The sequence below is a fragment of the Enterococcus sp. 6D12_DIV0197 genome, from assembly GCF_002174385.1.
GTDB classification, from domain to species: Bacteria; Bacillota; Bacilli; order Lactobacillales; family Enterococcaceae; genus Enterococcus_D; species Enterococcus_D casseliflavus.
Genome location: NZ_NIBN01000001.1, coordinates 2482317 through 2493589, shown reverse-complemented (window position 1 = coordinate 2493589; position 11273 = coordinate 2482317). Strand labels below are relative to the sequence as shown.

Sequence of the window (11273 nt, the reverse complement as noted above, 5' to 3'; positions counted from 1 at the left end):
CAGAAGTATTCAATGAAAAAGTATGCTACCATAAGGAGAGAATTTTATTAAAGGAGGGTTCTATGTGAAAAATATGATTGATGTGAAGCATCTGACCAAAAGTTACGGCACTCGTTTCAATCAAACCAAAGTATTAGATAACCTTTCTTTTGCAGTGGATCAAGGAGAATTTGTCGGGGTGATGGGGCCCAGCGGCGCTGGGAAAACGACCTTGATGAATCTGTTGTCTTCAATTATGCGACCTAGCTTAGGCTCGATCTATATCGATGGCAAAGACATTACCCGAATGTCGGAAAAAGCCCTCAGTGATTTTCGTCGTCAGCAGATCGGTTTTATCTTTCAAGACTTTAATCTTTTAGAGACGTTGACTGCCAGAGACAATATTTTGCTTCCTTTAGCGATTGATCGCTTGCCCGTGAAGGAAACTCAAGTACGTATCGAGGAGACGGCCAATTTGTTAGGGATCGAACACTTGTTGGATCGCTACCCAGAAGAATTGTCTGTAGGGCAAAAACAAAGGGTCGCTGCTGCTCGGGCGATCATCAGTCGTCCGGCGGTCCTTTTTGCTGATGAACCCACGGGAGCCCTTGATTCAAAAGCGGCAACAGAATTGTTACGGTATTTAGCGCAGATCAATCAACAAGAAAAAACGACGATCTTGATGGTCACCCACGATCCTTTTACCGCCAGCTACTGCAATCGGATTCTGTTCATTCGCGATGGTGTCTTCTTTGCGGAAGTTGTCAAAAAAGGCAGCCGTCAGGAATTTTTCGAAAAAATCATCGATATGCAGGCTACGATTGGAGGCGGTCCGCGCCATGTTGTTTAAAATCGGCTGGCGGAGTTTTTTGCGGCAGTTTCGCAATTATATGGTGTATTTTATTTGTATGATGACCGCTGTGATGATTTTTTATTCCTTTAACGCCTTGATGAATGATCGTCTGCTGAATCAACGGGTCCAGCAAGATATCCGCATTGAAGGGGTTTTAGGATTCGGCAGCAGTGTGGTTGCCTTTGTCGTCTTGTTTTTTATGCTGAGTGCCAATCATTTTTTTCTTAGTCAGCGGCAAAAAGAAATCAGTGTTTACCAGCTTTTGGGGCTGCGGCAAGGTCGTCTGGCTTGGCTGTTGCTGCGGGAAACGTTTCTATTGAACTTTTTCTCTTTAGTGACCGGCATCTTTATGGGGATTATTTTTTCGAAATTTTTTTCTATGATTTTGATTCGAGCGATGGGCTTGAATTTAACGAGTCATTTCTTTAATTCGCCCCAATCGATTTTTTCAACGGTTTTTGTCTTTATCGCGGCGATGATTATTTTGAGTATTCAAGTGATCCTTTTTGTATGGCGTACCCCAATGAGTGAGCTGATCAAGACTGAATACCGTTTACCGATCAAGAAAATGAAAATGACCCCGTTTCGTTCATTAATGGGGGTTCTAGGTCTGATTCTACTGGGGGTAGGCTACTATTTGTCTTTGACCCTGCGGGAAACTTGGACCAACTATATCACGTACACACAAGATTTTTCAGCAATTTTATGGATTCCTTTATTGATTCTGTTTTGTTGTGTGACGGCAACCTATCTTTTTTTTGATTGCTCGTTGCCGGCATTGTTATATTTTTTGAGTAAGCCGAAAAAACGTCTTATCAAAGGGGCGAAACTGATTGCTTACAATAACGTGCGTGCTTACTTGCAAAGAACGTGGAAAAGCTATGCGCTTTTGACGATCATCACAGCGATCGCAATCTCCCTGATCGGGGGAACGATGGGGGTCATCTCATTAAACTATCAAGCAACGAACCGCATTTATCCAACGTCCTTTCAAGTGTCAGAAGAGCAGGCAGATACCTTGCGGGACCTTTTAGAAAAAGCCGATACACCGATTATTGCCGAACAATCGATTCCCTATAAAATGACCAATATGACGGTTCAAACCCGTTACCTTGGAGAGTTGCAAGACGAAAATATTGAAAATATCATGGTGAATCTGGTCGCTTTTTCTGATTATCAGCGTCTGCGAAAACTGGTTCCCGATGCCCCGGAGATTCAACTGAGTACCGATAAACAAGCGGTGCTTTTTGACAGTCAATACGATGTGACTCGTTCGTTTATCACCTATCGCGATGAGGTCAAAATCGGCAGTCAACATACGTTCAAACTCATTCAAGCAGAACAGGATTATTTTGGGGATTCTGCCTTGCGCTATTCCTTGCCGAATGTCCTTGTCATCCAAGATGATGCGTACCAGCAAGTTGAGGGCTTCACCTATAGCGTTGCTTATTTACAAACAGACAAGATGCAAACGGAGAGCTTGACTCAGCTGCTAGATGAAGAGCTGCCGATTGAGTGGACGCATCCTTTGACCTATGAGTTTAGCGATGACCAAAAAAGCGTGCGTTTTTATCCAGAGACTGCCCGAGATTCCACTAGTGAGAATAACCAGATGACCGCATATCGACTGACCTTAGCGAATCGTTTTACAACGATGCGCGGCGTGCGGCGGCAAGCAGGAATCGTTTTGTTTGTGTCATTATTTGTAGGTGTGATCGTTTTGATCACGACATCCAGCAGTTTGATCGTTCGGCAATTTTCAAATACCGAACGGGAGAAACACAATTACCGATTATTGACCAAACTAGGTTACACCCGAAAAGAAGTACGCAAACTCATTTACTGGCAAAACATCTGGATTTTTATGCCAGGTACGCTACTGGCGATCTTGCATGCCGTCTTTGCCATCAATACCTTCACCCAAATCATCGACAGTCCTGGGTATTGGGTCGCTCATTTGTTTGCGGCTGTTGCAGCAGTCGTCTATCTATTTGCCTATTTGATTACCGTCAAGCTGTGTCTGCGAATAATTGAAACTTGATTGAATTCTTGATAAAACGATCCTTAGAATTGAAGCGAACCTTACAAGTTAGACCAAAAAATCTAATCTTGAGGATCACTACAAAACGAGGATCGTTTTTTCATTTAACCAATCTTTTTGTATTTCCCTCTGGCACCAGATTAAGAGAATGGTATAATCATAATCAATGAGACAAAGGAGGAAGCAAGATGGAGAAAAAAGAAGAACAGCTTTTAATAGACCTAACGACTGCACGTGGGGTTCCTGGTAATGAGGAGGAAGTGCGTGAAGTCTTTAAAGAATATGCCAAAGACTTTGCTGAAGATATCTTTTTTGATGGTTTAGGAAGTGTCATTGCCAAACATGTTGGTGATGGCGGTGGACCGAAAATTTTTATATCGGGACATATGGATGAAGTCGGCTTTATGGTAACTAAAATCACAGAAAAAGGCTTTATTGAATTCCAGACTCTTGGTGGTTGGTGGGGGCAAGTGATGCTGGCACAGCAAGTCGAGATCAAAACCAATGAAGGCAAATTGATACACGGTGTCGTCGGTTCAAAACCACCCCATGTCTTGAGTCCAGAGACTCGAAATAAACCGTATGATATCAAAGATATGTTCATTGATATCGGCGCTTCAAGTGAAGAAGAAGCCAAAGGCTGGGGGATCCGTCCGGGAGATATGATCACCCCTTATATCCAATACAAACGGATGAACGACAGCAAATTTTTATTAGCCAAAGCATGGGACAATCGAATCGGTACGGCGGTATCACTGCGGGTATTAGAAACCTTGGCAGCAGAAGGACATCCCAACTGCTTGTTTGCTGGCAGTGACGTGATGGAAGAAGTTGGCCTAAGAGGGGCGCGAACAAGCACTCACTTAGTGAATCCCGATATCGCGATCGCACTAGATACTGGTACCGCTGGGGACACACCTGGAATGACACCAAAAGAAGCGGATTCTGTGTTAGGCAAAGGCCCACAAGTCCTGATTTTTGATGCTTCCATGATTCCTCACAAGAAATTATTGAATTTTGTGATCGATGTCGCAGAAGAGATGGAAATTCCTTTCCAATATACCGTGATCACTGGTGGAGGAACCGATGCTGGTCAAATGCATTTGACTCGTGATGGGGTCCCTTCGATCGCTATTACCGTGCCAGTTCGTTACCTGCATTCTCATACTTCTGTCATTCATGAGGATGACTACTTCAATACAGTCAAGCTTGTAACGGAAGTGGTTCGCCGCTTAGACGATAAGACCGTTAAAGCATTGCGCAGTTATTAAGGTGAGTCTATGAGATCAAATACAATGATTCGAGAGACCGCCAAAAACGCCTTGCGCGGATTCTGGGGAACGTTCGTCTTAAGTATTTTAGCGACGGTTGCGGTACAAGCGGTGGTCAGCTCGCTTTTTAGTAGTATTGGGACTTCTTTTGGTGCAAACAATGCAGGGAGCTGGATCGATCTGATCTTGGACAATTTTGTCTTCTTTGCGTTTTCGGTAGCGTTGAGTATCATGGCACTCTATCTGGTTCGTGGCAGAGGAATCAACGTGGGGGATATTTTTCTCGTCTTTGATAAGCGTCTGTATGTACCGTTTTTGCTACTAAATTTAGTGAGCGCGCTTTTAAATTATCTTTTGAGTTTTGCGATTTTCTTGCCGCAGTTTGTCTTATCAGGGCTCAATCAATATTTGGACTTGGTATTCAATTTTAATCGGGGAATCTCTATTGATTTGGCGATGTTTAATGGCTCCCTGGCTTTTGTACTCGGGACTTTTCTCGCCATCATTTTGTTCTTCTTTTTGTCACAAGTCGTTACTGGTGTGATCCAATTAGCGATCTATCTGCGCTATGATCAACCGGAATTAGGGGTTCTTCAGTCAATTAAAGTGGCCTTTGCGCTCTTGCGTCCACATCTGGGTCAATACATTTGGCTACAGTTATCATTGATTGGTTGGTTTATTCTCGGCTTTTTGGCACTGATGATCGGGATGCTATGGGCAAACGCCTACGCTTATGCAGTTAATGCAGTATTTTATGAGGAATTGATCAATGAACAACGAGCGATGATCAGATAAACAAAAAAGACGATGGCCCATTGGTCTGGCTCCCTGCAGATAGAGTAAAAAACTCATTCATAGGGTTCTACCAATAGGCATCGTTTTTTTCTCGTTTTCTCGATCTTTTTTTGCAAAAAAATGGTCGGATTTTAGTCAAATCAGCTGAGATGTGATAGCATAAAAGAAGTAGAAAACCAGCTTGAGCCAAAGAGGAGGAAACACAAGTGAAAATAACTGTCTTAGGTTGTTTAGGTGCCTATCCGTATAATGGTGAAGGGACTACTGGCTATTTAATTGAGTCGGAAGGCTTTCATTTGCTGCTTGATGCGGGAAGCACCACCTTGGTCCAACTAGAAAAAATCCTTGATCCCTTAGACTTAGATGCAGTGATTCTGACGCATTACCATCACGATCATATTGCGGATCTAGGGGTATTGCAATACTATTGGCAATTATATCCAGGAAACGAAGAACGCCAGGTTTTGCCGATCTACGGACATGGGGAGGACACTGTTCATTTTGAAAGCCTGACGATGCCTGGAGTGACTCAAGGAATTGATTACCTCCAAACGGAGTCATTGGAATTGGGCCCGTTTACCATTACCTTTATGAAAACGATCCATCCAGTCACTTGCTATGCCATGCGATTTGTTGAGAAAAGCACAGGAAAGGTTTTTGTTTTTACAGGCGATTCTGGCTACTTAGAATCTTTTGTTCCGTTTGCACAAGGAGCTGACCTGTTTTTGGCAGATACCTATCTTTTTGCAGGCAATGAGCGGCACAAGGCTCATTTTACGTCAAAAGAAGCAGGCGAGATCGCCCATGCGGCGCAGGTAAAAAAATTAATGTTGACGCATTTGCCGCAACACGGTGATTTAGAACAGTTACGAGAAGAGGCTGCACTAGCTGCCAATGGGATCCCCGTTGAATTGGCGGCTGTTCAAAAAATAATTGAAATCATCTAATTAGGAGGAACGAATAGTATGCTTTTTGTACCGAACGAACTGAATGACCCACGCATCAATTTAGCCATCGAGATTTTTCTTCTTCAAGAAATGAAAGTGGATGAACCCATCTTACTTTTTTACATTAATGAACCATCGATTATCATTGGACGCAATCAAAATACGATCGAAGAGATCAATAAGGAATATGTGGATGAACATGGGATCCATGTCGTTCGTCGTTTCAGCGGCGGCGGTGCAGTCTATCATGATTTCGGAAACTTGAATTTCAGCTTTATTATGCCTGACGATGGGAATTCTTTCAGAGATTTTGAAAAACTGACCAAACCAATCGTCCAAGCTTTACATGAGATGGGGGTTGAAGGGGCGCAACTAAAAGGCCGCAACGACCTTGTGATCAATGACATGAAGTTTTCTGGGAATGCGATGTACGCAACAAATGGCCGGATGTTTGCTCATGGCACGATCATGTTTGACAGTGATATCAATGAAGTAGTTAACGCCTTGAAAGTCCGTAAAGACAAAATCGAATCAAAAGGCATCAAATCGATCCGTTCAAGAGTGACCAACATCAAACCATTCTTGCCAAAAGAGAAGCAAGACATGACGACTGAAGAGTTCCGTCAAGAAATCTTATTGAAGATTTTTGGTGTCGATTCCGTGGAAGACGTCAAAACCTATGAACTAACAGAAGAGGATTGGGTCAAGATCAATGAGATTTCCGATAAGTATTATCGTAACTGGGATTGGAATTACGGCAAATCACCAGCCTTTGATATCGAACGTCGTCATCGATTCCCGATCGGCTCCATCGAAGTTCGTTTAAATGTGGCAGAAGGAAAAATCACAGATGCCAAAATCTTTGGCGACTTTTTCGGCCTAGGGGACATTGCAGATGTAGAACAAGCACTGATCGGTACTCGTTATGCCAAAGAAGATTTGGCACAAGTCATTGCCAACATTGATGTCAAAAAATATTTTGGCAACATCACGACTGAAGATTTTCTTTCATTGATTTATTAAAAAAAAAAACGAAGCAGCCTTTTCCATCTGGCTGCTTCGTTTTTTATTAGTATGCGCGGGCGATCCAAACGGTGTGTTTGGCAGGTTTGCCGCTGACAATATCGACTGTTTTTTCCATTGGTGCTTCAAACGGAATGTTTCGGGTAGTAAAGCCAGTTTCTTCTTTGATTTTGGCCTCGGTTTCTTCCGAGCCATCCCAACCGATCAAAACAAAACCAGTCACTTTGTCTTCTTGTTTGCACATTTCGATATGGGCTTTTAGTTCATCCAATGTATCGATGTTGGTGTACTCATTATCTTTGTTTCGTTCCTTCGCAGCTGCTAATAAACGTGGAGTCATTGCTTGTAATTCTTGGTCAACAAACGCTTCTAATTCCTCAAGCGCCACCGTTTGCTTGTCAGCTAGGTCACGGACTTTGACCATGACTTTGCCAGCTTCTAAATCTCTTGGGCCACATTCGATTCGCAAGCAAGCGCCTTTTAGTTCCCATTCATTGAATTTATAGCCAGGTGAGTTATCAGAATCATCCAAACGAACACGAATGCCCTTGGCTTTAAAGTTGGCATACAGTTCTTCTAATTTTTCTAAGATGGCTGGATTCTTTTTCCAAGGACCGACTGGTAACAACACAACTTGGGTTGGTGCAATGGTTGGTGGGAAAACTAAACCATTTTCATCGCCATGGGTCATGATCAAGGCACCTAACAAGCGGGTAGAGACACCCCAAGAGGTTGTGTGGGCATGGGTATGCTTGTTTTCTTTCGTTAAATACGTAATATCAAATGCTTCAGCAAATTTTGTCCCCATGTAGTGGCTGGTTCCTGCTTGGACTGCTTTGCCGTCTTTCATCATCGCTTCGATCGAATACGTATCTACTGCCCCCGCAAAGCGCTCAGATGGGGTTTTTTGTCCACGATAAACAGGGATCGCTAGGAATTCTTCGCAAAGGCGGGCATATTCATCTAAGACTTTCATGGTGCGTTGACGAGCATCTTCTTCATTTTCATGAGCGGTATGACCTTCTTGCCATAAAAACTCTGAGGTACGCAAGAAAGGCAATGTTTTCTTTTCCCAACGAAAGACGTTTGCCCATTGATTGATTTCATAAGGCAGGTCACGGTAGGAGTTGATCCAATCAGAAAAGGCAGAGCCGATCATGGTTTCTGAGGTTGGACGCAAGGCCAAAGGTTCTTCCAGTTTTTCGTTGCCGACTTCTGTGACCCAAGGTAATTCAGGGGCAAAGCCTTCGATATGATCCGCTTCCTTCATAAAGAAATTTTGCGGAATCAGCATTGGGAAGTACGCATTGCGAATGCCCTCTTTTTTCAAGAATCGATTGAACTCTTCTTGGATATGCTCCCAAAGTTCGAAGCCGTCAGGACGGAAAATAATGGAGCCTTTCACTGGGGAGTAAGCCATCAATTCGGCTTTTTGGATCGTTTGGATATACCATTCTGTAAAATCATTTTTTTGTGTCATTCTTTTTCCTCCTTAAAAAAATAAAAAAGCATCTCGTCCTAAAAAAGGACGAAATGCTTGGATTTCGCGGTACCACCTTTGTTGATTATCGATCGGGATAATCCAACTCGTAAAGGATAAGGCCTTTCCACCGACCGTTTTGCGGTCATTGCCATTGGGTAGGTTCATTTTATCAGCGGGTGTCGATTTTTCAGCTGCCATCGACTCTCTAAGACCATCATAAAATTACTATTCCAATGCTTGTTGCTGTTCTTTATCATGCTAAAGCGAAAAAGCGAAAAAAGCAAGAGTTTTTTCGCTTTTTCTTAAAATAGACCGTTTAACGTATCGGAGAAAAGGCAGTCAGTCAAAAGACAGCAGATCCGCTTTAGCGGCAAGTGTCAAACGCAAAAAATGAAAACCATCTGAATCCTCGATACGCATACTTCCTTGATAGACAAGACATATTTGTTCCAGCATTTGCACATCGGTATGGATCGCCTGTCGTTTTGCTTCGTCAGTTTGCAGTTTTTCTGCCTCATCCTCTGTCAAAATCGGCATTTGACAGTCGATATGTAGCTGTTCTTTTGTGTCAGTCACTTTCAACGAAAGCCTGTGATTTTGAGGATCTGTGACCGAACAGGTGTAGCGGATGGCGTACTCTAAGCAATGGGCGATCAAGGACAGACGATCATTTTCTTCCAATCGTTCCAGTGGTTCCGTGAGGTCATCGCAGGTAAGCGTGATCCTTTTTTGAGCGGCAGTGTGTTGATAATCAGCAAGCAGCATCGTCGTGATCGATTCTTTTTCAACCGCAGGGATCGTTAGCTGCTGTTTGATTTCTTCTTCAATCTCGCAAAGACCTTCATACGCAGCCGCTAGTTGTTCATCTTCTAACATGTCTTTAATGGTATGGGTTCTCTTTTTGATGGTTTGTAAAACTTGCTGCCATTGTGCCGTTTGATCTGGACCGATCGCCTGCTGATTTTCATACAATCGCACTTTGATGTCTGCTGTGTCGATCTGCTTATTTTTGCCTTCACTGGCAAAAAAGAGTTCGAGGAACCCATAACAAGTAAAAATAAGTATCAGTAAGAAAAAGATGATCGAGCGCCAATTGATGTCAGATTGCGGGAGGACTAAAATATTTTGGATATACAAGAACCCATGACCGATTGCCGCGACAACGATCCAAGGTGCACAAAGGACATAAAATTGATTCTTTTTTAACGCCTCATAAATCGCCGCAAACGAAGTCACAAAGGTGCTGGTGATATTTAATAAAAACAGATAGTTCATGACGACTGGCAAACTTTGTTTTTGAAAAAGTGCCAAAAACATGGCAAAGATCCCGAAGGAGTAGTGAACAAACAACCATTTCTGATAATACTTACGTACGAAGTGCATGTTTGTGTAGTAAAACCCAATCAAAAACATGGGCGTAATAATCGAAAGAAAATTTAACATAAATGAATTCACGATGGGAGAAAAAAGCAGTCCACCCAGCAGATCCCCGAAGCCTGCTTCTAAACCTGCACTTAAGGCAAAGCCACTGAATAAAATGGAAGATACTTTCAGCTTTCTTTGGTTGATAAATGAAACGAAGAGATAAAATAAATTAAGGATACAAATAAATCCGGTAAATAGGAGGATATAGATATTCAAAATTGATAGACTAAAAACATAACCGATCAATGCATTGGCAGGACCGAAAAAGACTTCGGCTGGAAAGCCAGAATAGGTGTCGAAAGGACTAGTCACGTAGATCTTCAAAGTCTTTCCAACGTAATCCTCTGGCAATGTGATAAAAGATAAGGTTTTGCCAGGATGGTTGAAGGTCAATGAATGTTCGGCAGCTTCATTGGTATAAATTTCTTTATCATCCAAATAGACGGTCATGTGTTGATGATCGCCAATCAGCAGCATCGTTGGATATTTGTATTCATTGGTCATTTTTCGCTGCATGACAAATCGCTCATTGGCTTTTACGCTAGGTAAATATTTCACATAACGGCTAATAAAAGTAGAATCAGGATTGTCTTCCGCATAAAAAATCCAATCTTCCTTCTTCTCCACGGTATGGTTATCAGAAGTAGGAGATAGGAAGAGTATAAGAAAAAAACCGATGCTTCCTAGCAAAAATAGAACGAGTAGGATAAAGGGAATCCAACGTTTAAAAAAGAACTTGTTATTTAAAAAAAGCATACTTTTTCTCCTATGTTTTTTAATCGCCTTTAGCATAATATAAATAGTAAAATAAAGTCAAATAATAATCAGAAAAAATACGCATAAAAATTCAATGAATCGTTTTTAAATATTTGAAAAAAATTTAAATATGTTATAGAATCGAAAAAGAAACTGAGCCTTAGAAGGAGAAAAGAAAATGAAACTTTTGCCAAAACAAAGTATCATGCTCTCACTTTTTGTATTGTTGTTTATGCTGATTTCTGTTTTAGCGGTCGTGATTCCTCATGCGTTTGGTTTCACAATGGCCATCGTTAACAGCGATGCAATGGAACCTACATATTCCGAAGGGACATTACTTTTTGTTAAAAAGGCTTCAGAAGAAAATTTGGTCGTTGGTAATGAAGTGACCTATTATGTCGATCACGGCAGACAGATGCGCACACGGCGAATCGTTGCAGTGGGAGAAAACCAATCGGTGCTTTATACGATCGGTGATAACCAAAGCCAGATGGAACCAAAAGAAATCCAAAAAAGCCAATTGATTGGGCAACCCATTTTTTATATCCCTAAAGTAGGGGCTTGGCTCAATCAAACGACGATCCAGCTTTTTAAAAACATGTATTTCCTTTTCGCAATGTATATTTTAGTGACCACCTTGTTTGTAACGCTCTATCAAATCAAATCTGGATCCATAAAAAAATCAATCATCTCTTAGCCA

9 protein-coding genes and 1 other annotated feature are annotated in these 11273 nt (G+C 42.0%); of the genes, 7 read left to right on the top strand and 2 right to left on the bottom strand.

Going from position 1 to position 11273, the window contains the following annotated elements; translation table 11 throughout:
• The first annotated feature begins 64 nt into the window (after window positions 1–64).
• The 6 genes from A5867_RS11550 to A5867_RS11525 all read left to right on the top strand — a co-directional run bounded on the left by A5867_RS11550 (window position 65) and on the right by A5867_RS11525 (window position 6909).
• Window positions 65–829 (top strand): ABC transporter ATP-binding protein, encoded by a 765-nt coding sequence (locus A5867_RS11550; RefSeq protein ID WP_005236606.1) that lies wholly within the window; start codon window positions 65–67, stop codon window positions 827–829.
• On the top strand, window positions 819–2873 hold the full coding sequence (locus A5867_RS11545; RefSeq protein WP_087627658.1) for an ABC transporter permease: 2055 nt from the start codon (window positions 819–821) through the stop codon (window positions 2871–2873). Before A5867_RS11550 ends, A5867_RS11545 begins: the two co-directional genes overlap by 11 nt.
• 188 nt (window positions 2874–3061) lie before the next feature.
• Window positions 3062–4144 (top strand): M42 family metallopeptidase, encoded by a 1083-nt coding sequence (locus A5867_RS11540; RefSeq protein ID WP_010749523.1) that lies wholly within the window; start codon window positions 3062–3064, stop codon window positions 4142–4144.
• Window positions 4145–4153: 9 nt separating this feature from the next.
• Window positions 4154–4939: a DUF975 family protein gene (locus tag A5867_RS11535; protein ID WP_249270053.1), complete on the top strand. Its 786-nt coding sequence runs from the start codon at window positions 4154–4156 to the stop codon at window positions 4937–4939.
• Window positions 4940–5145: 206 nt separating this feature from the next.
• On the top strand, window positions 5146–5886 hold the full coding sequence (locus A5867_RS11530; RefSeq protein WP_005229857.1) for an MBL fold metallo-hydrolase: 741 nt from the start codon (window positions 5146–5148) through the stop codon (window positions 5884–5886).
• Window positions 5887–5904: 18 nt separating this feature from the next.
• Entirely contained in the window at window positions 5905–6909 is a 1005-nt protein-coding gene (locus A5867_RS11525; protein WP_087627656.1) for a lipoate--protein ligase, read from the top strand.
• Between the two features lie 46 nt (window positions 6910–6955).
• Here the strand turns inward: A5867_RS11525 and proS are convergent, their stop codons facing one another.
• Window positions 6956–8389 (bottom strand): proline--tRNA ligase, encoded by a 1434-nt coding sequence (gene proS / locus A5867_RS11520; protein ID WP_015509942.1) that lies wholly within the window; start codon window positions 8387–8389, stop codon window positions 6956–6958.
• 41 nt (window positions 8390–8430) lie between these two features.
• Window positions 8431–8635, bottom strand: a binding site (T-box leader).
• 96 nt (window positions 8636–8731) lie between these two features.
• Window positions 8732–10573, bottom strand: coding sequence for an SNG1 family protein (locus A5867_RS11510; RefSeq protein WP_249270052.1), 1842 nt, complete (start codon window positions 10571–10573; stop codon window positions 8732–8734).
• 178 nt (window positions 10574–10751) lie between these two features.
• Here A5867_RS11510 and A5867_RS11505 point away from each other — a divergent pair, with 178 nt between their 5' ends.
• On the top strand, window positions 10752–11270 hold the full coding sequence (locus A5867_RS11505; protein WP_087627655.1) for a S24/S26 family peptidase: 519 nt from the start codon (window positions 10752–10754) through the stop codon (window positions 11268–11270).
• Window positions 11271–11273: the final 3 nt, after the last annotated feature.

Excerpts from the sequence above, each read along its gene's own strand:
- A5867_RS11510 (WP_249270052.1), bottom strand. The coding sequence starts at position 10,573 with ATGCTTTTTTTAAATAACAAGTTCTTTTTTAAACGTTGGATTCCCTTT.
- A5867_RS11535 (WP_249270053.1), top strand. The coding sequence starts at position 4,154 with ATGAGATCAAATACAATGATTCGAGAGACCGCCAAAAACGCCTTGCGC.
- A5867_RS11545 (WP_087627658.1), top strand. The coding sequence starts at position 819 with ATGTTGTTTAAAATCGGCTGGCGGAGTTTTTTGCGGCAGTTTCGCAAT.
- A5867_RS11505 (WP_087627655.1), top strand. The coding sequence starts at position 10,752 with ATGAAACTTTTGCCAAAACAAAGTATCATGCTCTCACTTTTTGTATTG.
- proS (WP_015509942.1), bottom strand. The coding sequence starts at position 8,389 with ATGACACAAAAAAATGATTTTACAGAATGGTATATCCAAACGATCCAA.
- A5867_RS11540 (WP_010749523.1), top strand. The coding sequence starts at position 3,062 with ATGGAGAAAAAAGAAGAACAGCTTTTAATAGACCTAACGACTGCACGT.
- A5867_RS11525 (WP_087627656.1), top strand. The coding sequence starts at position 5,905 with ATGCTTTTTGTACCGAACGAACTGAATGACCCACGCATCAATTTAGCC.